This is a genomic window from Aeromonas sp. FDAARGOS 1403, from assembly GCF_019047325.1.
Classification (GTDB): domain Bacteria; phylum Pseudomonadota; class Gammaproteobacteria; order Enterobacterales; family Aeromonadaceae; genus Aeromonas; species Aeromonas dhakensis.
The window spans coordinates 216,080-241,029 of record NZ_CP077249.1 but is presented as its reverse complement, the minus strand read 5'-3'; the positions used below and the strand labels follow the sequence as shown (position 1 = coordinate 241,029).

The 24,950-nt window shown below is 61.3% G+C and carries 19 protein-coding genes and 6 tRNA genes; 16 read left to right on the top strand and 9 right to left on the bottom strand.

Annotated features, from left to right (window positions below; translation table 11 throughout):
• Positions 1-4: 4 nt before the first annotated feature.
• Positions 5-949, bottom strand: coding sequence for a D-2-hydroxyacid dehydrogenase (locus tag I6L33_RS01175; protein ID WP_095591479.1), 945 nt, complete (start codon positions 947-949; stop codon positions 5-7).
• A gap of 162 nt (positions 950-1,111) precedes the next feature.
• Here I6L33_RS01175 and I6L33_RS01170 point away from each other — a divergent pair, with 162 nt between their 5' ends.
• A complete protein-coding gene (locus tag I6L33_RS01170) occupies positions 1,112-1,693 on the top strand; it encodes a YjaG family protein (RefSeq protein WP_005305197.1) in 582 nt (193 codons plus the stop codon).
• Between the two features lie 48 nt (positions 1,694-1,741).
• Here I6L33_RS01170 and I6L33_RS01165 read toward each other — a convergent pair whose 3' ends face one another.
• Positions 1,742-2,221, bottom strand: coding sequence for a MarR family winged helix-turn-helix transcriptional regulator (locus tag I6L33_RS01165; RefSeq protein WP_005305194.1), 480 nt, complete (start codon positions 2,219-2,221; stop codon positions 1,742-1,744).
• 164 nt (positions 2,222-2,385) lie between these two features.
• On the opposite strand from I6L33_RS01165, the gene I6L33_RS01160 reads away from it, so the two are divergent.
• Positions 2,386-2,913 carry a hypothetical protein gene (locus I6L33_RS01160; RefSeq protein ID WP_017765335.1) on the top strand — a complete coding sequence of 176 codons (528 nt, stop codon included), beginning with the start codon at positions 2,386-2,388 and terminating at the stop codon, positions 2,911-2,913.
• 9 nt (positions 2,914-2,922) lie between these two features.
• Positions 2,923-4,521 carry a BCCT family transporter gene (locus I6L33_RS01155; RefSeq protein WP_216973420.1) on the top strand — a complete coding sequence of 533 codons (1,599 nt, stop codon included), beginning with the start codon at positions 2,923-2,925 and terminating at the stop codon, positions 4,519-4,521.
• A 72-nt stretch (positions 4,522-4,593) separates the two neighbouring features.
• On the opposite strand, the gene mutS is transcribed toward I6L33_RS01155, so the two are convergent.
• Positions 4,594-7,164 carry a DNA mismatch repair protein MutS gene (gene mutS / locus I6L33_RS01150; protein WP_216973419.1) on the bottom strand — a complete coding sequence of 857 codons (2,571 nt, stop codon included), beginning with the start codon at positions 7,162-7,164 and terminating at the stop codon, positions 4,594-4,596.
• A 216-nt stretch (positions 7,165-7,380) separates the two neighbouring features.
• On the opposite strand from mutS, the gene pncC reads away from it, so the two are divergent.
• The 12 genes from pncC to I6L33_RS01090 all read left to right on the top strand — a co-directional run bounded on the left by pncC (position 7,381) and on the right by I6L33_RS01090 (position 15,011).
• On the top strand, positions 7,381-7,872 hold the full coding sequence (pncC, locus tag I6L33_RS01145; RefSeq protein WP_017778334.1) for a nicotinamide-nucleotide amidase: 492 nt from the start codon (positions 7,381-7,383) through the stop codon (positions 7,870-7,872).
• Positions 7,873-7,951: 79 nt separating this feature from the next.
• A complete protein-coding gene (recA, locus tag I6L33_RS01140; protein ID WP_216973418.1) occupies positions 7,952-9,016 on the top strand; it encodes a recombinase RecA in 1,065 nt (354 codons plus the stop codon).
• Positions 9,017-9,057: 41 nt separating this feature from the next.
• The gene (locus I6L33_RS01135; RefSeq protein WP_216974092.1) at positions 9,058-9,567 is read left to right on the top strand and encodes a regulatory protein RecX; all 510 of its coding nucleotides are present in this window, start codon (positions 9,058-9,060) and stop codon (positions 9,565-9,567) included.
• A gap of 397 nt (positions 9,568-9,964) precedes the next feature.
• Positions 9,965-12,589, top strand: coding sequence for an alanine--tRNA ligase (alaS, locus tag I6L33_RS01130; RefSeq protein ID WP_216973417.1), 2,625 nt, complete (start codon positions 9,965-9,967; stop codon positions 12,587-12,589).
• 16 nt (positions 12,590-12,605) lie between these two features.
• Positions 12,606-13,853 carry an aspartate kinase gene (locus I6L33_RS01125; protein ID WP_005305167.1) on the top strand — a complete coding sequence of 416 codons (1,248 nt, stop codon included), beginning with the start codon at positions 12,606-12,608 and terminating at the stop codon, positions 13,851-13,853.
• Between the two features lie 93 nt (positions 13,854-13,946).
• Entirely contained in the window at positions 13,947-14,135 is a 189-nt protein-coding gene (gene csrA / locus I6L33_RS01120) for a carbon storage regulator CsrA (RefSeq protein ID WP_005305164.1), read from the top strand.
• Positions 14,136-14,349: 214 nt separating this feature from the next.
• Positions 14,350-14,442: transfer RNA gene (locus I6L33_RS01115), tRNA-Ser, on the top strand.
• A 3-nt stretch (positions 14,443-14,445) separates the two neighbouring features.
• Positions 14,446-14,522, top strand: a tRNA-Arg gene (locus I6L33_RS01110).
• Between the two features lie 99 nt (positions 14,523-14,621).
• A tRNA-Arg gene (locus tag I6L33_RS01105) sits at positions 14,622-14,698 on the top strand.
• 26 nt (positions 14,699-14,724) lie between these two features.
• A tRNA-Arg gene (locus I6L33_RS01100) sits at positions 14,725-14,801 on the top strand.
• Between the two features lie 28 nt (positions 14,802-14,829).
• Positions 14,830-14,906 (top strand) — tRNA-Arg (locus tag I6L33_RS01095).
• A gap of 28 nt (positions 14,907-14,934) precedes the next feature.
• Positions 14,935-15,011, top strand: a tRNA-Arg gene (locus I6L33_RS01090).
• A 419-nt stretch (positions 15,012-15,430) separates the two neighbouring features.
• Here I6L33_RS01090 and pbpG read toward each other — a convergent pair.
• The 6 genes from pbpG to pepA form a co-directional block, all read right to left on the bottom strand.
• Positions 15,431-16,258: a D-alanyl-D-alanine endopeptidase gene (gene pbpG / locus I6L33_RS01085; protein ID WP_005305161.1), complete on the bottom strand. Its 828-nt coding sequence runs from the start codon at positions 16,256-16,258 to the stop codon at positions 15,431-15,433.
• Between the two features lie 138 nt (positions 16,259-16,396).
• Entirely contained in the window at positions 16,397-17,062 is a 666-nt protein-coding gene (locus tag I6L33_RS01080; protein ID WP_005305157.1) for a DedA family protein, read from the bottom strand.
• 18 nt (positions 17,063-17,080) lie between these two features.
• Complete coding sequence (locus I6L33_RS01075) at positions 17,081-18,373, bottom strand: hemolysin family protein (protein ID WP_025201157.1); 1,293 nt, start codon at positions 18,371-18,373, stop codon at positions 17,081-17,083.
• A gap of 185 nt (positions 18,374-18,558) precedes the next feature.
• On the bottom strand, positions 18,559-21,411 hold the full coding sequence (locus I6L33_RS01070; protein ID WP_216973416.1) for a valine--tRNA ligase: 2,853 nt from the start codon (positions 21,409-21,411) through the stop codon (positions 18,559-18,561).
• 65 nt (positions 21,412-21,476) lie between these two features.
• Positions 21,477-21,932, bottom strand: coding sequence for a DNA polymerase III subunit chi (locus I6L33_RS01065; protein WP_017788136.1), 456 nt, complete (start codon positions 21,930-21,932; stop codon positions 21,477-21,479).
• Between the two features lie 162 nt (positions 21,933-22,094).
• Positions 22,095-23,603, bottom strand: a complete 1,509-nt coding sequence (gene pepA, locus I6L33_RS01060; RefSeq protein ID WP_005305141.1) for a leucyl aminopeptidase — start codon at positions 23,601-23,603, stop codon at positions 22,095-22,097.
• 172 nt (positions 23,604-23,775) lie between these two features.
• Here pepA and lptF point away from each other — a divergent pair, with 172 nt between their 5' ends.
• The gene (gene lptF / locus I6L33_RS01055) at positions 23,776-24,888 is read left to right on the top strand and encodes an LPS export ABC transporter permease LptF (RefSeq protein WP_017765325.1); all 1,113 of its coding nucleotides are present in this window, start codon (positions 23,776-23,778) and stop codon (positions 24,886-24,888) included.
• Positions 24,889-24,950 lie beyond the last annotated feature (62 nt).

Genomic DNA, 24,950 nt, shown 5'->3' with positions numbered 1-24,950 from the left:
GCCATCAATAGCCCTTGTCGAAGTCGATCTTGCCGTCCAGCGGCTGGCCGTCGATGAAGCGGATGTAGTTGCGCACGAAGATCTGGGCCACGTCTTCGGGGAAGCTGTAGGCGCTGTTGTGCGGCGTGACGATGAGGTTGGGCTGGCCCCAGAGCGGGCTGTCGGCGGGCAGCGGCTCCTGCGCGAATACATCCAGCACCGCCATCCCCAGCTTGCCGGTGCGCAGTGCCGTGAGCAGATCCCCCTCGTGGATGGCGTTGCCGCGTCCCACGTTGAACAGGATGGCGCCCGGCTTGCAGTGCTCGAAACGGGCGGCAGTGAAGAGGTGATGGGTCTCGCGGGTGGCGGGCAGCACGCTGACGATGACGTCCGCCTGCGCCAGCATCTTGTTGAGGGCGGGCAGCTGATATACCTGGTCGAAACCGGCCCGTTCGCGGCCACTGCGGCTGACGCCGAGCACCTTCATGCCGAAGTGCTTGCCGGTGTGGGCGATGTGCTGGCCTATGCTGCCGGTGCCCAGGATCAGCAGGGTGCGTCCCTTGAGACCGTGATAGGGGTGGCTCTGCCACAGCCGCTGCTTCTGCTGTTCCCGGTAGAGGGGGATCTGGCGCATCAGGCTGAGCAGATGACCGAACACGTACTCGCTCATCAGCGGGCCGAAGATGCCGCGCACATTGGTGAGCTGGTAGTCACGGCGGCAGCTGGCATCCAGCAGCACGTCGACCCCGGCGTAGGTGGATTGCAGCCAGCTGAGTTTGCCGGCCTTGGCCAGCAGCGGTTTGGCGCGCGCCGGTTCGGCCATCAGGATGTGGGCCTCGCCGATCACTTTCTCGGCGTCGCTCTGGTTGTCGGCTCTCAGAATGCGCAGATGAGGGAGGTGGGCCGCCTTGAGCAGGCGCTCGTAGTGAGCATTGTCCTGGCTGAGCAAAAGAAGGGTACGTTGACTCATACTCTTGTTCCTTATCAGATTTGCGGCGCGGGAGAGAGGCCGCTCTGCCTTCATCTTACCCGAGTTGACCGGCCAACATAGCCGACCAGGCCGCTTTTTCGTTTTCGCGCGGCCCCTCGTGGGCTACAATCTGCCCCACATTTTGCAAAGGATCCGACTCCAGTGTTTGGTGACAAGTTTTATAAGCGACTGGCCGAGCTACAGCCTTGGCAACAGACGGTCTACACCCTGGCGCTGGCAGAGCGCATGTACCCCAACTATGCGCTGTTTTCCCAGGCCTCCGGTTTCGGGGATGCGAAGGCATTTCGTCACGCCCTGGATCAGATGTGGAACTACCTGACGGTGAAAGGATCCCGGGTCAATCTGGGGGCGATTCTGGAAGCGTTCGAAGTCTACATTCCGGAACCCAGCAAGTTCGAATCCTACGGCGCCTATCCGGCGCTGGATGCCTGTGTCGCCTTGGGCTGCGCCTACAACTCGGTGATCTGCCGGGTGGGGGAAGAGGCCAACGACGCCAGCCATGCGTCGGTCGGTACGGTCGCCGGTTTCATCGAGATGCTGGAAGAGCGCGACCTCACCGACGAGGAGCTCTACGAGCACGAATACATGGAGGCCGAGCTGGAGTTCCAGGTCGAGCTGCTCAAGCGGGTGGCCCACGAGCGTGACAGCGACCGCATCCTGGCCGTGCGTGCCTTCGCCGCCCAGGACGGTGTCTCCAATATCGGCATCAGCCTGGAAGAGTGATCCCGCTCGCCTCGGCCCATAAAAAAAGCTCCCGTTCGGGAGCTTTTTTTATGCCCGCTCTTCGGTGAGGGGCCGGACGCTCAGCACCGGGGCCGCGTCTATCTCGTCGGCATTCATCATGGTGGAGATACGCTGCAAAGAGGAGAGCAGCAGGGTCTGCTCCCAAGTCTCAAGTGCTTGAAAACGCTGAATGAAGCGCTCCTGCAGTGGGGTCGGCGCCTGGGCCAGCAGGGCTCGGCCTGCGTCAGTCAGTGTCGCATGCACCTTGCGCTTGTCGGTTTCGCTGCGGATGCGTTGCACCAGCTGGCGGCTCTCGAGGCGGTCCATGATGGTGGTGGCGGTGGCCTGGCTCATGTTGGTGTGATCCGCCAGCTGACGCATGGAGATCTGGCCCAGCTCGTCGATCCCCTTGAGCAGCAAGAGCTGGGGCGAGGTCAGGCCTGCCTCCTTGATCAAGCGCTTGGAGTGCATGTCGATGGCACGAATGATCTGGCGCAGGGCGACCAGCACTTCATCATGTTTTTCCATGGGGTATGAAATCGTCGAGGGGTGATTGGGAGGCGCAAAATTCTCCGCCTAATTCGTCACAAGGTCAATATGGTTTTTACTGTAATCTTTTCTGCTCTAATTATTTTGTGTTAGGGTAACGAGCTTTCCCCCTATTTTTCCCTGCTGTTTTGAGGAGCAAGATGATGAGTGACGAACTGGACATCAAAGCGCTGGTGGCCGACCTTCGAGTGGTCAGAGTCCGCTATGAACTGCCTGATACCTCGGCTTTCGTGCGTTACCAGCCCGCCTATGACGAAGATCCCAACAACCTCAAGGTCCATCACTACGACGGTGAGTTGCCGCTCTCCTGCAGTGAGACTGGTTCTTTCAACCTAAAGGAGTTGGTGAACGAATTGCGCTATGCCTATGTGCTGGTGCACCTCTTCCCGGACGAGAGCGCAATGAACTTCTACCTGACCGGCCTCGATACCGGGCTGGCCCAGCTGGAGTTCATCGGCGGCTCCTACGACTTCAACCGGCTCTGGATCACCAGCGGCATCTCCAACCTGGGCGTGCCCATGGCCATCTTCCTCGGCAAGCGCCACGCGGTGAACGGTCAGCCGTCCGTCAGCCTGGTGGACCACAGAGCGCAGACGGCCGGCAAGCTGGTCTACCGAGCCATCGGCGGCGCCGGCGATCACGTGGGTGAAGACTTTTTCAACAACGACTAAGGAGGCCAGATGAGAGCAAACAAAGGGCTGTTCAAAGGCCTCAACCCGACCATGGCCATGACGGCGCTCACCGTCATCACCCTGTTCCTGTTGTTCGGGATGTTCGTCCCCGAAACCGCCGCCACCTGGTTCGTGGGGGCCAAGGACAAGATCATTGCCGGGTTCAAGTGGTACTACATCCTGGTGGTCGCCCTGTTCCTGTTCTTCGCCATCTATCTGATGTTCAGCCGCTTCGGCAGCATCCGGCTGGGTGACGACGACCAGGTACCGGAATTCGGCTACTTCGCCTGGTTCGCCATGTTGTTCAGCGCCGGCATGGGGATAGGGCTGGTGTTCTGGAGCATCGCCGAGCCCATGTACCACCTGCAGGGCAACCCCTTCGTCACCGAAGGGATGACCCCGGAAGCGGCCCAGATCGCCATGCGTCTCACCTTCTTCCACTGGGGCCTGCACCCCTGGGCCATCTACGTGATCGTCGGCCTGTCGCTCGCCTTCTTCAGCTACCGGCGCAAGCTGCCGCTGGCCATCCGCTCCGTGCTCTATCCGCTGCTCGGCGATCGCATCTACGGTTTCTGGGGTCACGCCGCCGACGTGCTGGCGGTGTTTGGTACCGTGTTCGGGGTGGCGACCTCCCTTGGCCTGGGGGTCTCCCAGATGAATACCGGCCTCAACCAGATGTTCGGCATGGAACTATCGCAGGCGAACCAGCTCTGGCTCATCGGCGGCATCAGCCTGATCGCCACCCTGTCGGCGGTCTCCGGCGTCGGACGCGGGGTGAAGATCCTCTCCGAGCTCAATATCTGGCTGAGCGTGTTCGTGCTGGGCCTCTTCCTGGTGCTGGGGCCGACCACCTACATCCTCAACGCCTATGTGCAGAACATAGGTGACTACCTGCAGAACATCGTCAAGCTGAGCTTCTGGACCAATACCGAGGCCAACGGCACCTCGGCCTGGCAGTCGAGCTGGACCGCGTTTTACTGGGGCTGGTGGATAGCGTGGGCGCCCTTTGTCGGCATGTTCATCGCCCGCATCTCCAAGGGGCGCACCATCCGCGAGTTCGTGCTCGGTGTCTTGCTGGTGCCCTCCCTGCTCGGCATGTTCTGGCTCACCGTGTTCGGCGGTACTGCCATGAATCTGGAGCTGTTCGGCAGTGGTGGCGTGGTGGCCGCGGTCAATCAGGATGTCACCCTGGCGCTCTACAAGACGGTGGAGCTGCTGCACTGGGAGACCTTCGGCTGGATCGCCAAGGGGGTGCTGACCCTGCTCATCTGCACCTACTTCATCACCTCCAGCGACTCGGGCACCCTGGTCATTACGACTCTGCTCTCCATCGGTGATCAGGATCCCCCCGTACTGCACCGCGCCGTCTGGGGGCTGGGTCAGGGGCTGGTGGCCGCCATTCTGCTGGTCTCCGGCGGACTGGCCGCCCTGCAGGCCGCCAGCATCATAGCCGCGCTGCCCTTCTCGGTGATCATGCTGGCCATGTGCTACTCCCTGATGCTGGGCCTCAAGCAGGAGAGTCAGCACCAGTTCGAGTATCGCCAGAAGCTCAAGCGTCACGACGGCTCAACCCACATGAGCCTGATGGACAGGATAGGGCCGGCCTGACGACAGGCCGAACCATGAAAACGAAAAGGGGAACCTCACGGTTCCCCTTTTTATTGCTGTGTTGGTGACGGTTTACAGCATCTGCTTGAGGCGATAGAGCAGGTCAAGCGCCTGGCGCGGGGTCAGCTCGTCCGGGCGCACCGCTTCCAGCTCATCAACTACAGGGTGGCTCTGTGGCGGCAGGGCGACCGGGGCCGGGCGCACTTCGCCGGCGGCCACCGGGGTGGCGCTCTCCAGCTCGTGCAGCTTGTGACGGGCCTGCTGGATCACCGATTTCGGCACCCCCGCCAGCGCCGCTACCTGCAGGCCGTAGGAGCGGCTGGCCGCCCCCTCCTGCACCGCGTGCATGAAGGCGATGGTGTCACCGTGCTCCACCGCATCGAGGTGGACGTTGGCGAGCCCGCTCATCAGCTCCGGCAAGCGGGTCAGCTCGAAGTAGTGGGTGGCAAACAGGGTGTAGGCGCCAATCTTGCTCGCCAGCTGTTCTGCGCAGGCCCACGCCAGCGAGAGGCCGTCGTAGGTGCTGGTGCCGCGGCCGATCTCGTCCATCAGTACCAGGCTGCGGGCGGTGGCGTTGTTGAGGATGTTGGCGGTCTCGGTCATCTCCACCATAAAGGTGGATCTTCCCGATGCCAGGTCATCCGACGCCCCGATGCGGGTGAAGATGCGGTCGATGGGGCCGATGCGGGCGCTGTCGGCCGGCACGAAGGCGCCGATATGGGCCAGCAGCACGATGAGCGCAGTCTGGCGCATGTAGGTCGATTTACCGCCCATGTTGGGGCCGGTGATGATCAGCATCCGCCGCTCCCGCTCAAGCCGGATGGGGTTGGCGATAAAGGGGTCGGTCATCACCTGCTCCACCACCGGATGGCGGCCCGCCTCGATCAGGATCTGATCCTCGTCGATGAGCGTCGGGCAGCGGTAGTCCAGGGTCTCGGCCCGCTCGGCCAGGTTGGCCAGCACGTCCAGCTCCGCCAGCGCGGCAGCGGACTCCTGCAGATCGCCGAGGTGCGGCAGCAGGGCATCGAGCAGCTCCTCGTAGAGGCGTTTCTCCAGCGCCAGCGCCTGAGCCTGGGCGGTGAGTACCTTGTCCTCGTACTTCTTGAGCTCATCGATGATGTAGCGCTCGTTGTTTTTCAGCGTCTGGCGGCGGATGTAGTGGGCCGGCACCAGATGGCTGTTGGCTCGGCTCACCTCGATATAGAAGCCGTGCACCTTGTTGTAACCCACCTTGAGGGTGTTGATGCCGGTCAGCAGCCGTTCGCGCTCCTCGATACGGGCCAGGCTGGCGGTGGCGCCGTTGGCCAAGTCCCGCAGCTCGTCCAGATCGGTGTTGAACCCTTCTCGGATGACGCCGCCGTCGCGAATGAGCACCGGCGGCACCTCCATCACGGCGCGCTCCAGCAGCTCGAACAGCTCGGGGAAGGTACTGGCCCGCTCGCGCAGCTGTTGCACGGCCTCGTGCTCGCTGCCCGCAAGCAAGCGCTGCAGTTCCGGCAGTTGGGCAAAGGCCTGGCGCAGCCGGGTGAGGTCGCGCGGACGGGCCGAGCGCAGGGCCAGGCGCGCCAGCACCCGCTCCACGTCGCCGACCTGGCGCAGCAATCCACCCAGCTCATCGTAAAGGTTCTGCTCGATGAGCTCCTTGAGGGTGCTCTGACGGCCTTTGAGGATCACCCGATCGCGGATCGGCTGGTGGATCCAGCGCTTGAGCAGCCGGCTGCCCATGGGGGTGGCGGTGCAGTCCAGCACGGCGGAGAGGGTGTTGTCGTGGCCGCCGGCCAGATTCTGGGTCAGCTCCAGATTGCGGCGGGTGGCGGCGTCCATGATGACCGCATGATCCGGCTGCTCGAGGCGCACGCTGCGAATATGGGGCAGGGCGGTGCGCTGGGTGTCTTTCACGTACTGCATCAGGCAGCCGGCGGCGCACAGGGCGGTCTCGCTCTGTTCGACCCCGAAGCCCACCAGATCCTGGGTGCCGAACTGCTGGCACAAGAGCTTGCGGGCGGTGCCGAGCTCGAATTCCCACTCCGGGCGGCGGCGCAGACCGCGGCGACCCTCGACGTGGTGCAGGAAGGCGAACGATTCGGGGTAGAGCAGCTCGGCCGGGTTGGTGCGCTGCAGCTCCGCCAGCAGGGTCTCTTCTTTCTCGAACTGGTTGATGAAGAAGCGGCCGGAGCCTATGTCCATGGTGCCATAGCCGAAGCGGCGGCCATCGTGATAGACGGCGGCGATCAGGTTGTCCTGCCGCTCGCTGAGCAGCGCCTCGTCGGAGACGGTGCCTGGCGTGATGATGCGAATGACCTTGCGCTCCACCGGCCCCTTGCTGGTAGCGGGATCCCCCACCTGTTCACAGATGGCGGCAGATTCGCCGAGTTGCACCAGCTTGGCCAGATACCCTTCGATGGCGTGATAGGGCACACCCGCCATGGGGATGGGGCTGCCGGCCGACTGGCCACGCTTGGTCAGGGAGATGTCGAGCAGCTGGGAGGCCTTGCGGGCATCGTCATAGAACAGCTCGTAGAAGTCGCCCATCCGGTAGAACAGCAGGATCTCCGGGTTCTCTGCCTTGAGGGTCAGATACTGCTGCATCATGGGCGTGTGGGCGCTGAGGTTGGCGCCGGTGGCTTGGTGTTGTGCGGTCATGTGCTATTCCAGAAGGGGCCTCTGCGGGCCTGTGTCTGCGGTGATGAGCCTTGAGCTTGATGGCGCCATTCTACACATAAGCGGCGTGGCGGGGGAGGTCGGGGATCACGACCCTCCGTGTAGGCAGAAGCATCAGCCTGGTGAGCGGCGTTCAGTTGCGGCAGGCGGCGGCGGGATCGCATAATGTGCCTCTTGCACGCATCAGAGGGAGTCGCGATGAAACTGGACGCAGAGATAGAGCACCTTGCCATCGAGCTGGGGCGAGCCCTTGGCCAGCGAGGCTGGCTGGCGGCCACCGCCGAATCCTGTACCGGCGGCGGGGTGGCGAGCGCCATCACCGACATCGCGGGCAGCTCCGGCTGGTTTGATCGCGGCTTTGTCACCTACACCAACGAGGCCAAGCAGCAGATGCTGGGGGTGAGCGACGAGAGCCTTGAGCGGCATGGCGCCGTGAGCGAGGCGGTAGTGCTGGAGATGGCCCGCGGCGCCTTGGCCCACTCGTCTGCCTCCATCAGTGTGGCCATCAGCGGCATCGCCGGCCCCGGCGGCGCTACCGAAGGCAAGCCGGTCGGTACCGTCTGGTTTGCCTGGGCGGATAGCTCGGGACGTCATCACTCCCTGCTTGCCCGCTTCGACGGCGACCGCCGGCAGGTGCGCCAGCAGGCGGTGAGACAGGCCTTGTCGGGTCTGTTGGCCCTGCTCAGATAAATTGGGCTTGATACTGTATGAATAGACAGTATACTTAGCCCAACTTCATTTTTACTCACGATTTCCAGCGGAGATTGGCATGGATCAGAACAAACAGAAGGCACTGGCGGCTGCGCTGGGTCAGATCGAAAAGCAGTTTGGCAAAGGCTCCATCATGCGTCTGGGCGACAGCAAGACCATGGACATCGAAGCCATCTCCACCGGCTCCCTCTCTCTGGACGTTGCGCTGGGGATCGGTGGTCTGCCGTGCGGTCGTATCGTCGAGATCTACGGCCCGGAATCTTCCGGTAAAACCACGCTGACCCTACAGGTGATTGCCGAAGCCCAGAAGAAGGGCAAGACCTGTGCCTTCGTCGATGCGGAGCACGCACTCGACCCCATCTATGCTGCCAAGCTGGGCGTCAACGTCGACGACCTGCTCATCTCCCAGCCGGATACCGGTGAACAGGCGCTGGAGATCTGCGACATGCTGGTGCGCTCCAACGCGGTTGACGTCATCATCGTCGACTCCGTGGCGGCCCTGACTCCGAAAGCGGAAATCGAAGGCGAGATGGGTGACTCCCACGTTGGCCTGCAGGCTCGTCTGATGTCCCAGGCGCTGCGCAAGCTGACCGCCAACATCAAGAACGCCAACTGCCTGTGCATCTTCATCAACCAGATCCGGATGAAGATTGGCGTCATGTTCGGCAGCCCGGAGACCACTACCGGTGGTAACGCGCTCAAGTTCTACGCCTCCGTGCGTCTGGATATCCGCCGTACCGGCGCTATCAAGGAAGGTGACGAAGTGGTCGGTAACGAGACCCGCGTCAAGGTAGTGAAGAACAAGGTGGCTCCTCCCTTCAAGCAGGCCGAATTCCAGATCTTCTACGGTGCCGGCATCTCCAAAGAGGGCGAGCTGGTGGATCTCGGCGTCAAGCACAAGCTGATCGACAAGGCCGGTGCCTGGTACAGCTACAACGGCGAGAAGATCGGTCAGGGCAAGGCCAACGTCATGAAGCTGTTCGCCGAGAACAAGGCGCTGGCTGGCGAAGTGGAAGCCAAACTGCGCGAGTTGCTGCTCTCCGGTGCCGCGCCGGTGGAGGAGAAGCCCTCCGCTGCCGAGTACGACGAGTTTGAAGCCGAAAACGAACAAGAGTTCAAATAAGAGCGAAAGGAAGGCCGGGTTGATACCCGGCCTTGTCATTTATGGTCGATGAATCCGTTACCGAACCGGTTGAGCCCGCCGAGCCGACCTTTGCAGAGCAGCTGGCGGCCGCCCGTGCCTACGCCATGCGCAGTCTGGCCCGTCGCGAGAGTGCCAAGTCGGAGCTGGCCAGACGCCTGCGCCAGCAGGGCTATCAGGAAGAGGTGATCGAGGCGGTAGTCGACTATTGCCGCGGTTACAACTGGGTCAATGACGAGCGCTATGGTGCCATGGCGGTACGGGCGGGTGCCGCCAAGGGGCATGGCCCGCTCAAGATCCGTTTCGACCTGCGCCGCAAGGGGTTGGACGATGGCCAGATCGATGCCGCCTTCGAGCAACCCGAGCTGGACTGGTTCGAACTCGCCCTCGAGCTGTTGGAACGACGGGCCAACCTAGCCGACCTGGCCGACTTCAAGCTGCGGATGAAGTGGCTCAAGTATCTGCTGGGGCGCGGCTTTAGCCAGGATCAGGCCCGTTACGCCATCTCTGCCCTGCAGGAGCGGGAGGAGTAGAACGGCGATGTTTGTGCTGGGATCTTGAGATGACTCGAGAGACGAGAGCCCCATCGCCGTACACCCGCTCTCTTCATTTCCGCTTTGCCGGCGCCTGGTCGCCGGTTTCCATCTGCCGACCAGGCCATTATGACGCCTGTGCAAGATTTTCCCTGCCTGTTCATAGGCTTGTCAGCTCAGATTGATGAAAGCCAGGTTCTCCCTGTCTTGACCCTCTTTTCATGCCGCTTTTTCTCCTGTTGATGGTGAAAAAAGCCGCGGTTGGCAGCGGGGCGCTTTTCCGGCCCGTTTATGTGCGCTTTTTCGCCCGTGGCGGCCCTGTCCGTTTTACTTTACCCCGCAGAAAACTTACATTAATGCGGTTAAAAGTCCGTATTCGAATCAAGCAGGATTTTCCATGTATATGTCCACGTCTGAGATACGCGCTGCGTTTCTCGAGTATTTCCGTTCCCAGGGGCACCAGGTTGTCTCCTCCAGCTCGCTGGTACCGCATAACGACCCGACCCTGTTGTTTACCAACGCGGGTATGAACCAGTTCAAGGACGTGTTCCTTGGCGCAGACAAGCGTGCCTACAACCGCGCGACGACCTCCCAGCGTTGCGTGCGTGCCGGTGGTAAGCACAACGATCTGGAAAACGTCGGCTATACCGCTCGTCACCACACCTTCTTCGAGATGCTGGGCAACTTCAGCTTCGGCGACTACTTCAAGCAGGATGCCATCAAGTTTGCCTGGGGCTTCCTGACCGAGGTGCTGCAACTGCCGAAAGAGCGCCTGCTGGTGACCGTCTACGCGACTGACGATGAAGCCTTCGACATCTGGGAAAAAGAGGTCGGTGTACCGGCCGATCGCATCGTGCGCATCGGTGACAACAAGGGTGCCCCGTACGCCTCCGACAACTTCTGGGCCATGGGCGATACCGGTCCGTGCGGTCCCTGCACCGAGATCTTCTACGATCACGGCGATCACATCTGGGGCGGCCGTCCTGGCTCACCGGAAGAGGATGGCGACCGTTTCATCGAGATCTGGAACGTGGTGTTCATGCAGTTCAACCGTCAGGCTGACGGCACCATGGAGCCGCTGCCGCGCCCGTCTGTGGATACCGGCATGGGCCTGGAGCGTATCTCCGCCATCATGCAGGGGGTTCACTCCAACTACGAGATCGACATCTTCCAGGCGCTGATCAAGAAAGCGGCCGAGATTGTCGGCACCACCGATCTGAGCAACCAGTCCCTGCGCGTCATCGCGGACCACATCCGCTCCTGTGCCTTCCTGGTGGCAGATGGCGTGATGCCGTCCAACGAAGGTCGCGGCTACGTGCTGCGCCGCATCATCCGCCGCGCCGTGCGTCACGGTCGCAAGCTGGGTGCCACCGATGTCTTCTTCTACAAGCTGGCCGCCGAGCTGGCGGTGCAGATGAAGGATGTGGCCGAAGAGCTGATCGCCCAGCTGCCGTTGGTCGAGCGCGTGCTGCGCATCGAAGAGGAGCAGTTCGTCCGCACCCTGGACCGCGGTCTGCTGCTGCTGGAAGATGCCCTGGCCAACCTGGGTGACGCCAAGGTCATTCCGGGCGAAGTGGTGTTCAAGCTGTATGACACCTATGGCTTTCCGGCCGACCTGACTGCCGACGTGGTGCGCGAGCGCGAGATCGGCATCGACGAAGAGGGCTTCAAGGCCGAGATGGAGAAGCAGCGTGCTCGTGCCAAGGAAGCATCCAGCTTCGGCGTGAACTACAACGAGATGCTCAAGCTCGACTTCGAGACCCCCTTCACCGGTTACAAGACCCTGACCGAGCGCACCCGTGTGGTCGGCATCTACAAGGGCGTGGACGAGGTGAGCGGTCTTATCGCCGGTGACGAAGCTGTCATCGTGCTGGAGCAGACCCCCTTCTACGCCGAGTCCGGCGGCCAGATCGGCGACAGCGGCACCCTGAAAGTGGACGACGGCATCTTTGCCGTGACCGATACCGTTAAAGCGGGCAAGGCGATCATCCACAAGGGCTACATGGAGCTGGGCACCCTGGAGAAAGGGGCCGAGGTCGAGGCCGTGGTCGATGGCGACCGTCGTCAGGCCATCGCCCTGAACCACTCGGTGACTCACCTGCTGCACGCGGCCCTGCGTCAGGCGCTGGGCGAGCACGTGACCCAGAAGGGCTCTCTGGTGGGTGCCGAGCGCATGCGCTTTGACTTCTCCCACTTCGAGGGGATGACCATGGCGACCATTCGCCGGGTCGAGGAGCTGGTCAACAACCAGATCCGCGCCAACCACGAAATCATCACCCAGCTGATGGGCCTGGAAGAGGCCAAGTCGGCCGGCGCCATGGCGCTGTTCGGTGAAAAATACGAAGACGACGTGCGCGTGGTGCGCATGGGCGACTACTCCACCGAGCTGTGCGGCGGTACCCACGCCAAGCGCACCGGTGACATCGGCTTCTTCAAGATCATCGCCGAGAGCGGCATCGCCGCCGGCGTGCGCCGTATCGAAGCGGTAACCGGCAAGGCCGCCATCGACTTCATGCATCAGGTCGGCGAGCAGATCGAAGAGGCTGCCGCGCTGGTGAAGGGCGATCAGTTCAGCATCGCTGACAAGGTTCGCCAGGTGCTGGACAAGGCCAAGATGATGGAACGCGAGCTGGAGCAGCTCAAGGCCAAGCTGGCCGCCCAGGCCGGTAACGACCTGCTGGGTCAGGTCATCGAGATCAAGGGTCAAAAGGTGCTGGTTGCTGCGTTGGAAGGGGCCGATCCGAAATCCCTGCGCGGCATGCTGGACGAACTGAAGAACCAGATGAAGTCCGGCGTGGTGCTGCTGGCCACCAGCGGCGAGGGCAAGGTCAACCTGATCGCAGGCGTCACCAATGACCTGACCGGCAAGGTCAAGGCCGGTGAGCTGGTCAATCTGGTGGCCCAGCAGGTGGGTGGCAAGGGCGGTGGTCGTCCCGACATGGCCCAGGCGGGTGGTACCCAGCCTGAGGCAGTGCCGGCGGCCCTGCAATCCGTACACTCCTGGCTGGAAGAGCGCCTGTAATCGGGCGAGGTGATCTGTGGCACTCTATGTACAGAAGTACGGCGGCACCTCGGTCGGCACGCTGGAGCGGATCGAGGCGGTAGCTGAGCGGGTCGAACAGACCCGCGCCCAGGGACATGACGTGGTGGTGGTGGTCTCCGCCATGTCGGGCGAAACCAACCGGTTGCTGGGCATGGCCCAGCAGCTGGATCCTGATGCCAACCGGCGCGAGATGGATGTACTGGTCTCCACCGGTGAACAGGTCACCATAGCGCTGCTGGCCATCGCGTTGAACAAACGCGGTTGCCCCGCGGTCTCGATGACCGGTGATCAGGTTCGCATTCACACCGATTCCGCCTATGGCAAGGCGCGCATCACCCACATCGACACCGACCGGGTTCAGGCTGAACTGGGCGCGGGCAAGGTGGTGGTGATCGCGGGCTTCCAGGGTCGTGACGAGCACAATGCCATCACCACCCTGGGGCGCGGTGGCTCCGACACCACGGCGGTCGCCGTGGCGGCGGCCATCAAGGCCGATGAGTGCCAGATCTTTACCGACGTGGACGGGGTCTATACCACGGATCCGCGCATCGAGCCCAAGGCGCGTCGTCTCGACACCATCACCTTCGAGGAGATGCTGGAGATGGCCAGCCTGGGCGCCAAGGTGCTGCAGATCCGTTCGGTGGAGTTCGCGGGCAAGTACCGCGTGCCGCTGCGGGTGCTGTCGAGCTTTGTCGAGGGAGAGGGAACGTTAATCACATATGGAGGTGAGAGGATGGAAGCTCCCCTGGTATCCGGGATAGCGTTCAATCGCAACGAAGCCAGCCTGACCATTCTGGGTGTGCCGGACCGGCCCACCGTGGCAGCGCAGATCCTGAATCCGATCAGCGACGCCAACATTGATGTCGACATGATAGTGCAGAACACGCTGGGCGATGGCACCGCCGATTTCACCTTTACGGTGAATCGCGATGACTATCGCCGGGCGCGCGCCCTGCTGGAGGAGACCGCCAGCGAGCTGGGGGCCGCCTGCGTACAGGGCAACGGTGAGATCGCCAAGGTTTCCATCGTCGGAGTCGGGATGTGGAACCATCCTGGCGTCGCCCGCACCATGTTCAAGGTATTGGGCGAGGAGGGGATCAACATGCAGTTGATTTCCACCTCTGAAATCAAGATATCCGTGGTGATTGACGAGAAGTACCTGGAGCTGGCAGTGCGTGCCTTGCACTCCGCTTTTGGGCTGGATCAGGAGCCTCATGAGCAGCCCTTGGGAAACAATCCCTGATTGATTTAGTTTCAACCATTTACCATATCGGTATCTTTGTAAGATAATGTCGCATATCGATATAAATACAAAACAGGATACAGGAGCAAGCGAATGCTTATTTTGACTCGTCGTGTAGGGGAAACCCTGATGATTGGTGACGAAGTGACTGTCACCGTGCTGGGCGTGAAAGGCAACCAGGTTCGTATCGGCGTGAACGCACCGAAAGAAGTTTCCGTGCACCGCGAAGAGATCTATCAGCGCATCCAGGCCGAGAAAGTTCCGGGTCAATCCGGCTTCTAAGCGGCATCAATGGCTGTGACAAGGCGACACCTCATGTGTCGCCTTTTGTTTTTTCGGAGCGCTGAAAATGGCGTTGCAGGGGGCGAAAGAGCGGGATAAGTGTCGATATTGCTTGAATATTCCACGCTTTGGCCAAATGCTGAGCGAACGCACTTTTTTCTCCAAAAAAGTGTTTGACTAAAAATCCCTGTGAAGTATTATCAGCCCCGCAAACGGAGAGGTGGCCGAGAGGCTGAAGGCGCTCCCCTGCTAAGGGAGTATGCGGCTTATACCCGCATCGGGGGTTCGAATCCCCCCTTCTCCGCCATTTGCGCCCGTAGCTCAGCTGGATAGAGTACCTGGCTACGAACCAGGTGGTCAGAGGTTCGAATCCTCTCGGGCGCACCATATTAGACTCACGATGAGTCATGTACTGGCAATCAGCAAGCCGGTACAACTGAAAAAGGCTTACTGTTGAGTAAGCTTTTTTTATCGCTTTAAATCAGGGCGCCCGTAGCTCAGCTGGATAGAGTACCTGGCTACGAACCAGGTGGTCAGAGGTTCGAATCCTCTCGGGCGCACCATTTAAAGCAAAATCAAAAGTTTATGAGCGCCCGTAGCTCAGCTGGATAGAGTACCTGGCTACGAACCAGGTGGTCAGAGGTTCGAATCCTCTCGGGCGCACCATTTTGAAAGCAATACCAAAAGTTTGTGAGCGCCCGTAGCTCAGCTGGATAGAGTACCTGGCTACGAACCAGGTGGTCAGAGGTTCGAATCCTCTCGGGCGCACCATTTTGAAAGCAGTACCAAAAGTTGATGAGCGCCCGTAGCTCAGCTGGATAGAGTACCTGGCTACGAACCAGGTGGTCAGAGGTTCGAATCCTCTCGGGCGCACCATACAGACAGCCCCGACTTCGGTCGGGGCTGTTTTTTTATATGGCCGCTCCAGGTATGGGATACGACCCGGGTGGCTTGATACTCGTCTCTTCACCTCTTCACCTCTTCACCTCTTCACCTCTTCACCTCTTCACCTCTTCGCTTCAGTTCTGTGGCTTCGCTACTAAGATCGCGCTCACGGCAACCCAGAGTTCCGTGACAAGGACTTCCACCTCTGTATGACGGGCGATTGGCGTCTCTCCCTGCCTCCTGCGGCCCACTGCGCTGACTTTCCGTTATCGCGCCCTGTGTGCATCCCTTGGTTCTCGGTCAACCCATGCCCCTTTCCGCTGATAAACCCGCTCAGAGGCGGGCAGAGGCGGTTTGCAGGCAATAAAAAAGGATGCCGCGGCATCCTTTTTCATCCCCGCAGTCCGGGGTCAGCTTTTCAGCCATTTGCGAATGCGGTTGGCATCGCCGATGGGGGTGCGTTTGCCCACCGAGTTGAGCAGCACTATGGCCAGCTCCTGATTGTCCGGCTTGGCCCGCATCAGCAGGCAGCGGCCCGCTTCGTCGGTATAGCCGGTCTTGGAGAGGCGCACGTCCCAATCCGGGTTCTTCACCAGCGGGTTGGTGTTGTTGAACATCAGGCTGTAGGCCGGCGTGCGAAAGCGCATGTCCTTGCTGGTGTCCTGGGTGAACTCGCGGATCAGCGGCTGGCGGTAGGCCGCCGCGATGAGCTTGGCCAGATCCTGGGCGGTGGAGACGTTGCGGGTCGACAGGCCGGTGGAGTCGTAGAAGCGACTGTTGCGCATGCCCAGCTGCTTGGCCTTGTTGTTCATTGCTCGGATGAAGGCGGGACGGCCCCCCGGGTAGTGGCGGGCAAGCGCCGAGGCCATGCGGTTTTCAGAGGACATCAACGCCAGATGCAGGGCATCGCGGCGGGTCACCTGGGTGCCCATGCGAACCCGCGAATAGGTGTGTTTGATGGCGTCTCTGTCGTTCTGGTCTATGGTCAGGGTCTGGCCGAGATCCTGGCGGGCATCCAGCACCACCAGAGCCGTCATCAGCTTGGTGAGGGAGGCGATGGGACGCACCTGGGTGGGATTCTTCTGGTAGAGGGTCTTGCCCGTTCTGACATCCATCACCAGTGCGCTGCTCGATTGCAGCTGCAGTTTGGCCGGGTTGGGGGCAGCCAATGCTGCTGGCAGTCCCAGCAGTCCAACCAATGCATAAACCAGCGCCATAGCGCTAACCCGACACCGCATACTACCGACTCCATTCACGTCGAAAAAAAGGCGCTAGATTCACTCATTTTTACCCTCGCTTGACAAGAGTGCCAGCGGGTAAATCACCATTATTTCGCTAAAAAAAGGGCCATCTCGCGATGACCCTCTCTCTTTGCCTCAATCCCGTGGTGCACTGGCTTTGCGTTTGCTGAGCCAGCGCCAGATCAGCGCAATCAAACCGCCGACCAGCAGCACGATCGGCAGGCAGAGAATGATGCTGAGGAACTGGGACTGGTACTCGGCCGCCAGCTTGGTGTGACTGAGGAAGTAGCCGAAACCCACCAGCGGGCAGATCCACATGATGGAGCTGACCAGATTGACGATGAGAAAGCGCCCCTGGGGCAGTTCGGTGGCACCGACGATATAGGGGTAGGCGGTGCGCACGAAGGCGATGTAGCGGGCGGTGATCAGGGTCACGATGCCGTATTTGTCCAGCAGGTAGTAAACCTTCTGCTGGTGCTTCTCTTCCACATGGGACAGCAGCCGGTGGTAGAGCTGGGTATGGCCCAGGAAACGCCCCTGCATGTAGCCGAGCCAGGTGCCGACGAAGGTGGCCAGGATCAGCAGCGGGATCACCCCGAGGGAGAGCACGTCCTGATAGATGAGCACGCCGGTCAGGATCAGCAGGCTATCGCCAGGCAGAAAGGCGGTGGGAATGAAGCCGTTCTCCAGCACCAGAAAGGTCAATAACACACCGCAGACCATGAAGGCCATCTTGGGATCGGATAGCGTCACCAGATCCTGATGCATAAAGGCGTGGGCCAGTTGGTAAAACTGTTCCATAGTTGCAAACTCCGCAGGTTAGCTGGGTTGATCAAGCAAGGGCATGGCCAGCACCTTGTCGATGCGTAAACCATCCATGTCAACGATTTCCAGTTGCCACTGTTCCAGGGTGACCAGGTCTCCCGTCTGGGGAACACGACCAAGGAGCAGCATGATAAGCCCTCCGAGGGTGTGATAGTGATGTTTTTCTTCCTCCGGTAGCCGAACCAGTCCCAGACAGTCCTTCAATTCCGGCAGCGGAATGAGGCCGTCGAGCAGCCAGCTGCCGTCGGTACGCTGAAAAGCCCAGTTGTCGTCGCCATCTTCCTGCTGGAAGTCGCCGGCCAGGGTCTCCAGCAGATCCTGCTGGGTGACCAGTCCCTGCAACTCGCCATATTCGTCCACCACCAGCACCATGTGCTCGGAGTGGGTGCGGAAGTGGTTGAGCAGCTCGAGGCCGTTGAGGGTCTCAGGCAGCAGGCTGCCATCCTGGGTCAATGCCGCCAGATCGATGGGCTCACCCTTGATATAGGCGTGCAGCACCTTGCTGACGTTGATGATGCCCACCAGTTCCGACAGGTTGCCGTCGCAGACCGGGAAGAAGCTGTGGCGATACTCCACCAGCCGCTGCAGGTTGACCTCCAGCGGCAGAGCGAGGTCGAGATAGCGGATGTCGCTGCGCGGCACCATCAGCGAGGAGAGGCTGCGTTCGTCGAGCCGGAACACGTTGCGCAGCATGGTGTGCTCATGATCCTCGATGATCCCCGCTTCCGAACCCTCCACCAGCATGGCGTGGATCTCCTCCTGGGTCACGTTGGCGCTGGCATCCTGGCTGACTCTCAGCAGTCGCAGGCTGGCCTTGGTGGAGGCAGACAGCAGCCAGACGAAGGGACGGGTAAGGGCGGCCAGCCACAACATGGGGCGGGCCACCAGGCAGGCGATGCGCTCGGCACTGATCTGGCCGAGCCGCTTGGGCACCAGTTCGCCGATGACGATGGAGAGATAGGTGACCACCACTATGACCAGCACGGTGGCGATGAGGCCGCTGCTCTTGGGGGTCATGCCCCACTCCTGCAGCCAGAGCGCCAGCGGCTGGGCCAGCAGGGATTCGCCATAGATACCGTTGAGCAGACCGATACTGGTGATGCCGATCTGCACCGCGGAGAGAAAATGGGTGGGATCTTCGCTCAGCTTGAGCGCGATGGCGGCGGAGCGGCTCCCTTCGCTGACCATCTTGCTGAGGCGTGCCTTGCGTGCGGTGACGATGGCGATTTCCGACATGGCGAAAACGCCATTGAGCAAAATCAATCCAAACAGGATCAATATTTCCATACTGCGGCAGCACTCCTAGTAGAAAGATCGCTGGCAGTGTAATGAATTTGGGGGCGCAGCGCTTGTGAAAGCGGGTGATTTGGCTTGCTAATTTTGCATGACAACGCGCGAAATGAGGGGGAATGGTGGTGGGCGGGCAACAAAAAGCCCCCTGCAGGAGGGGGCTTTGCGAGGCGGATGCCGGCTTACAGCGCGGCGATCTCGGCCTGCTGGGCTTCCAGCTTGGTCAGCTGGAGGCGGTAATCTTCCAGCTTCTCGCGCTCCTTGGCGATGACCGCTTCCGGCGCCTTGGCGACGAAGGCTTCGTTGCCAAGCTTGCCTTCGATGCGGCCGCACTCGCCCACCAGACGGGCTACCTCTTTGGCCAGACGGGCCAGTTCGGCATCCTTGTCGATGAGACCGGCCATCGGGATCAGCAGCTCGGTGGCACCGATCAGCTTCTTCACCGACAGCGGCGCGGTTTCACCTTCGCCAAGCACGCGGATGGATTCCAGACGGGCCAGCGACTTGAGGAAGGCCTCGTTGTCGGCGGCACGCTCGGCATCCTTGGCATCGCACTGGAGCAGCACGTTGAGCGGGACGCTCGGTGCTACGTTCATCTCGGCGCGGATGTTGCGGATGCTGACGATGAACTCCTTCACCCACTCCTGATCCGCCATCGCGGCGTCGTCTACCTTGGCGGCGTCGAACTCCGGGAAGGCCTGCATCATGATGGTGTCGGCGTGCACGCCGGCCAGCGGGGCGACCGATTTCCAGATGGTTTCGGTGATGAACGGGATGATCGGGTGCGCCAGACGCAGCAGGGTTTCCAGCACGGTCACGAGGGTGTGGCGGGCAGCGCGCTGCTCGGCCTCGGAACCCTTGGTCAGCACCGGCTTGGTCAGCTCCAGATACCAGTCACAGAACTGGTTCCAGATAAATTCGTACAGCACGCCAGCGGCGATATCGAAGCGGTAGGTATCGAGGGCTGTACGGAAGTCACGGATGGCCACCTGCAGCTGGGACTGGATCCAGCGATCCGCCAGACTGAACTGCATCTCGCCACCGGCAAAACCGCAATCCTGATCTTCGGTGTTCATCAGCACATAGCGGGAGGCGTTCCACAGCTTGTTGCAGAAGTTGTTGTAGCCATCCAGGCGCTTCATGTCCCAGTTGATGTCACGACCGGTAGAGGCCAGCGCCGCCAGGGTGAAGCGCAGGGCGTCGGTACCGTGGGCCTCGATCCCTTCCGGGAACTGCTTGGCGGTACGCTTGCCGATCTTCTCGGCCATCTGCGGCTGCATCATGTTGCCGGTGCGCTTCTCCAGCAGGTCCTCGAGGCTGATGCCGTCGATCATGTCGAGGGGATCCAGCACGTTGCCCTTGGACTTGGACATCTTCTGGCCCTCTTCATCACGGATGAGGCCGGTGATGTAGACGGTCTTGAACGGCACTTGCGGCTGGCCGTTTTCGTCCTTGATGAAGTGCATGGTCATCATGATCATCCGGGCGATCCAGAAGAAGATGATGTCGAAGCCGCTCATCAGCACGTCGGTCGGGTGGAAGGTCTTGAGCGCCTCTGTGTTGTTCGGCCAGCCCAGGGTGGAGAAGGTCCACAGGGCGGAGCTGAACCAGGTGTCGAGCACGTCTTCGTCCTGACGCAGCACGGTCACGGACGGGATGCTGTGCTTGGCGCGCACTTCATCCTCGTTGCGACCCACGTAGACGTTGCCGGCGTCGTCATACCAGGCCGGGATGCGGTGACCCCACCACAGCTGACGGGAGACGCACCAGTCCTGAATGTCGCGCATCCAGGAGAAGTACATGTTTTCGTACTGTTTCGGCACGAACTGGATACGGCCATCTTCCACCGCCTCGATGGCGGTCTTGGCCATGGGGGCCACGCGCACGTACCACTGGTCGGTCAGCATCGGCTCGATGGGCACGCCGCCGCGATCGCCGTAGGGCTGCTGCAACACGTGATCCTTGATCTCGGCCAGCAGGCCCAGTTCGTCCAGCTTGGCGACGATGGCCTTGCGGGCGGCAAAGCGCTCCATCCCGGCGAACTCGGTCGGCAGGGTGGCGTCATAGGCGGTGCTGGGGTTGCCGTTGGAGTCAACCACTTCGGCCTCGGCGCGCACGTGGGCGTCCAGGGTGAAGATGTTGATCATCGGCAGGTTGTGGCGCTTGCCCACTTCGTTGTCGTTGAAGTCGTGGGCCGGGGTGATCTTCACGCAGCCGGTGCCCTTCTCCATGTCGGCGTGCTCGTCGGCGACGATGGGGATCAGACGGTTCACCAGCGGCAGCAGAATGTGCTGACCGATCAGCGCCTTGTAGCGCGGGTCTTCCGGGTTCACCGCGACGGCGGTATCACCCAGCATGGTTTCCGGACGGGTGGTGGCGACGATCAGGTGATCCTGGCCTTCGGCGGTCTTGGCGCCGTTGGCCAGCGGGTAGCGCAGGTGCCACATGTGGCCCTTGATCTCGCGGTTTTCCACTTCCAGATCAGAGATGGCGGTATTGAGCTTGGGATCCCAGTTCACCAGGCGCTTGCCGCGGTACATCAGGCCATCTTCGTAGAGACGGACGAACACTTCCTGCACGGCGCTCGAGAGGCCTTCATCCATAGTGAAACGCTCGCGCTCCCAATCCACGGAGTCGCCCAGACGGCGCATCTGGCGGGTGATGGTGCCGCCGGACTCTTCCTTCCACTGCCAAATCTTGTCGATGAAGGCTTCCCGGCCGTAATCGTGGCGGGTCTTGCCCTCTTCTGCGGCGATCTTGCGCTCAACCACCATCTGGGTGGCGATACCGGCGTGGTCGGTACCCGCCTGCCACAGGGTGTTCTTGCCCTGCATGCGGTTGTAGCGGATCAGGGTATCCATCAGGGTTTGCTGGAAGGCGTGACCCATGTGCAGGCTGCCGGTGACGTTCGGCGGCGGGATCATGATGCAGAAGGAGTCTTTGCTGGTGTCGCCGTGGGGCTTGAAGTAGCCCTGAGCTTCCCAGTGCTGGTAGAGCGCCTGTTCGATGGCGTTGTGATTAAAAGTCTTTTCCATGGTCTCGCCGTAATCTGGATGGATGGATTCTGGTGTTGATTCGTGGTGGATCACAGGCGGCGCAGTCAGGGCTGCGCCGGATCCGGTGCGGCAAGGACGGGCTGCTCCCTCATCTCGAGGGCGTGGCCTGCCTGGCGATAGTGCTTGTAGCGCTCGCGGGCTTGCTGCTTTTGCGTTTCGTCAGTGGGGACAAAATCTACCACTTGAGCGAAGTGTCCTGCAAACAAAGGTGTCTGTTTGGCTAGATTGATGAGGCGGGCGTAGCGCCGTCGTGGCGGCTGGTGACCGATCTCCACCGGTGCCTGACCGCTCTCCCCCTGCAACTGGTGCGGCACGAAGCGCTCCGGCGGCAGCTGCCACAACAATTCGTCGAGGCGCAGGGCCTGGGCCTCATCGTCGCACAGCAGGTAGATATGGCCCGCCCCCCACGACTCGGCCGCAAGGCTGCAGGCGAGTCGCTCGACGGCAGAGGCCTGCGCGTCATCCGGTTCGCTCATCAGGTAAAAGGTCACTTGGCTCATCAGGTTGATCCCGTTTGCGGTGACGGATAATTGACCGCCGGTAAGGACGGGCAGGGGGTATTCCTGCCCACCCTCAATGAAACAAGGAAGAGGCGGGCCTCTTCCTTGTGGTGCAGGGCAACTTCCGCTCGCCCGATGGCATCGCCGGGCGAGGTGTGGAAATTACTCCTTCTCTTCGATGTCCACCCCGGACCGGTTCAGCAGGAACTGGGTCAGCAGGGGCACCGGACGCCCGGTGGAGCCCTTCTCCTTGCCACTCTTCCAGGCAGTCCCGGCGATATCCAGGTGGGCCCAGTTGTACTTCTTGGTGAAGCGTGACAGGAAGGCGGCGGCGGTGATGGTACCGGCCGGACGACCACCTATGTTGGCCATGTCGGCAAACGGACTCTCCAGCTGTTCCTGATACTCGTCGAACAGCGGCAGACGCCAGGCGCGATCACCCGCCTGCTCGGAGGCATTGAGCAGCTCGTGGGCCAGCGGGTTGTGGTTGGCCAAGAGGCCCGTGGTGTGGTGACCCAGGGCGATGATGCAGGCACCGGTCAGGGTGGCCACGTCGATCACGGTTTCCGGATCAAAGCGATCCACGTAGGTCAGCGCATCGCACAGCACCAGGCGGCCTTCCGCATCCGTGTTCAGCACTTCGATGGTCTGGCCGGACATGGAGGTGAGGATGTCACCCGGGCGATAGGCGTTGCCACCCGGCATGTTCTCGCAGCCAGCCAGCACGCCGATGACGTTGATGGGCAGCTGCAGCTGGGCCAGGGCGTGCATGGTACCGAGCACGGAGGCGGCGCCACCCATGTCGTACTTCATCTCGTCCATGCCGTCGGCCGGCTTGATGGAGATGCCGCCGGAGTCGAAGGTCAGTCCCTTGCCGACCAGCACGATGGGCTTGGCATCCGGATGACCCTTGTACTCGATGATGGCCATCATTGCTTCGTTGTCGGAGCCACGGGCCACCGCCAGGTAGGAGTTCATGCCGAGCTCGGCCATCTCCTGCTCGCCGATCACCTTGGTGGTGATGTTGTCGAACGCATCGGCCAGACGACGGGCCTGGGAGGCGAGATAGGCCGGATTGCAGACATTGGGCGGCATGTTGGCCACGTCGCGACAGACGCGCACCCCTTTCGCCACGGCCAGGCCGTGGGCGATGGCTTTTTCACCAATGGTCAGTTCCCGACGCGTCGGCACGTTGAATACCAGCTTGCGCAGCGGACGGCGCGGCTCGGCCTTGTTGGTCTTGAACTGGTCGAAACTGTAGAGGCCCGCCTTGGTGGTTTCCACTGCCTGGCGCACCTTCCAATAGGTATCCCGTCCCTTGACGTGCAGCTCGGTCAGGAAGCAGACCGCTTCCATGGAGCCGGTTTCGTTGAGGGTGGTGATGGTCTTGTTGATGATCTGCTTGTACTGGCGTTCGTCGAGTTCCCGCTCCTTGCCGCAACCGACCAGCAGCACGCGCTCGCTGAGCACGCCCGGTACTTGATGCAGCAACAGCATCTGGCCTGGTTTCCCTTCCAGGTCGCCACGGCGCAGCAGCGAGCTGATGTAGCCATCGCTGATCTTGTCCAGCTGTTCGGCAACCGGAGAGAGGCGACGCGGCTCGAATACGCCGACCACGACGCAGGCACTGCGTTGCTTCTCAGGACTGCCACTCTTTACACTGAACTCCATGGAATCTCCTACATCCTAAAGACAAAAGGCACCTTTTATTGAATAATGCGGTGCTTGTTGGGGTATCAGAGGCGGAGCGAACAGGCACTGGCCCCGCAGTTCAAACTGGTAAAAATCCAATATACGGCCCTATTTTTCAGGCATTCGACTAAAAACACAAGTTTACTTGGGAATGACTGTGATCGTTTTCCGATATTTGTTCAGGGAAACCCTGAAAACCCAGCTGGCGGTATTATTCGTGCTGCTGCTCATCTTCGTCAGCCAGCAATTCATCCAGATCATCGGCGATGCCGCCGATGGTGAGGTGCCGACGCGCCTGGTCTCCACCCTGCTGCTGCTCAACCTGCCCAACATGGCCCTGCTGATGCTGCCCATCAGCCTGTTTTTGGCCATCTTGTTCGCTCACGGGCGCCTCTACGCCGAAAGCGAGATGACGGTGATGCATGCGGTAGGCTTCAGCCACCGTTTCGTGATGCGCAGCGCCATGGTACTGGCCCTGCTGACGGCGGCCGTCGCCGCCTTCAATACCGGCTGGATTGCCCCGCAGGCCAAGGAGCGCGAGTATCAGGTGATCGACGAGTTCAAGGCCGATCCGGGTATCTCCTTCCTGCAGGCCGGCCGTTTCATGGAGCTCGACAAGGGGCGCCTGGTGGCTTACATCCAGGACCTGAACGACAAGGGCTCCAAACTGCAGAAAATCTTCGTGTTGCAGCGCTCCCAGGATGGCAAGCCGCCGTCGGTGGTGGTGGCGACCGAAGGGGTGGTCACGGTCGACAGCAACGGCCTGCAGTGGCTGACCCTGAAGGATGGTTCTCGCTACGAGGGGCACTTCAATACCCGCCAGTTCCAGATCTCCGAGTTTGACGAGTACAGCCTGGTGATCCGCCAGCAGGAGATGGAGCGCTCCAACCGCAAGGCGGCGGCCAAGCCGACCATGGAGCTGCTGGGCACCCAGGACAACCAGCTGATGGCCGAACTGCAGTGGCGCCTGTCGCTGCCGCTCTCTATTCTGGTGCTGACCTTCCTGGTGGTGCCGCTGGCGCGGGTCAACCCCCGTCAGGGCCGCTATGCCAAGCTGTTGCCGGCCATCCTGCTCTACCTCTCCTACTTCCTGCTGCTCAGCGCCGCCCGTTCTGCCATCGACAGCGGCCGGCTGCCGCACTGGCCCGGCATGTTCCTGGTGCCGCTGGTCTATCTGCTGCTGATCGGGTTGCCGCTCAATCTGCAGGGCACCAGCTGGTGGAACGGGGTCAAGACCCTTTATTTCAAGAGAAAATCGGCATGATGTTGCCATCTGGGAGTCTCTACTGATGTTTGGCATTCTCGATAGACATGGCGACCGGGTCA

What these genes read in the sequence shown, in the direction of transcription:
- I6L33_RS01175 (WP_095591479.1), bottom strand. Translation starts at nt 949, where the DNA reads ATGAGTCAACGTACCCTTCTTTTGCTCAGCCAGGACAATGCTCACTAC.
- I6L33_RS01165 (WP_005305194.1), bottom strand. Translation starts at nt 2,221, where the DNA reads ATGGAAAAACATGATGAAGTGCTGGTCGCCCTGCGCCAGATCATTCGT.
- I6L33_RS01160 (WP_017765335.1), top strand. Translation starts at nt 2,386, where the DNA reads ATGAGTGACGAACTGGACATCAAAGCGCTGGTGGCCGACCTTCGAGTG.
- I6L33_RS01155 (WP_216973420.1), top strand. Translation starts at nt 2,923, where the DNA reads ATGAGAGCAAACAAAGGGCTGTTCAAAGGCCTCAACCCGACCATGGCC.
- mutS (WP_216973419.1), bottom strand. Translation starts at nt 7,164, where the DNA reads ATGACCGCACAACACCAAGCCACCGGCGCCAACCTCAGCGCCCACACG.
- pncC (WP_017778334.1), top strand. Translation starts at nt 7,381, where the DNA reads ATGAAACTGGACGCAGAGATAGAGCACCTTGCCATCGAGCTGGGGCGA.
- recA (WP_216973418.1), top strand. Translation starts at nt 7,952, where the DNA reads ATGGATCAGAACAAACAGAAGGCACTGGCGGCTGCGCTGGGTCAGATC.
- I6L33_RS01135 (WP_216974092.1), top strand. Translation starts at nt 9,058, where the DNA reads ATGGTCGATGAATCCGTTACCGAACCGGTTGAGCCCGCCGAGCCGACC.
- alaS (WP_216973417.1), top strand. Translation starts at nt 9,965, where the DNA reads ATGTATATGTCCACGTCTGAGATACGCGCTGCGTTTCTCGAGTATTTC.
- csrA (WP_005305164.1), top strand. Translation starts at nt 13,947, where the DNA reads ATGCTTATTTTGACTCGTCGTGTAGGGGAAACCCTGATGATTGGTGAC.
- pbpG (WP_005305161.1), bottom strand. Translation starts at nt 16,258, where the DNA reads ATGCGGTGTCGGGTTAGCGCTATGGCGCTGGTTTATGCATTGGTTGGA.
- I6L33_RS01080 (WP_005305157.1), bottom strand. Translation starts at nt 17,062, where the DNA reads ATGGAACAGTTTTACCAACTGGCCCACGCCTTTATGCATCAGGATCTG.
- I6L33_RS01075 (WP_025201157.1), bottom strand. Translation starts at nt 18,373, where the DNA reads ATGGAAATATTGATCCTGTTTGGATTGATTTTGCTCAATGGCGTTTTC.
- I6L33_RS01070 (WP_216973416.1), bottom strand. Translation starts at nt 21,411, where the DNA reads ATGGAAAAGACTTTTAATCACAACGCCATCGAACAGGCGCTCTACCAG.
- I6L33_RS01065 (WP_017788136.1), bottom strand. Translation starts at nt 21,932, where the DNA reads ATGAGCCAAGTGACCTTTTACCTGATGAGCGAACCGGATGACGCGCAG.
- pepA (WP_005305141.1), bottom strand. Translation starts at nt 23,603, where the DNA reads ATGGAGTTCAGTGTAAAGAGTGGCAGTCCTGAGAAGCAACGCAGTGCC.
- lptF (WP_017765325.1), top strand. Translation starts at nt 23,776, where the DNA reads ATGACTGTGATCGTTTTCCGATATTTGTTCAGGGAAACCCTGAAAACC.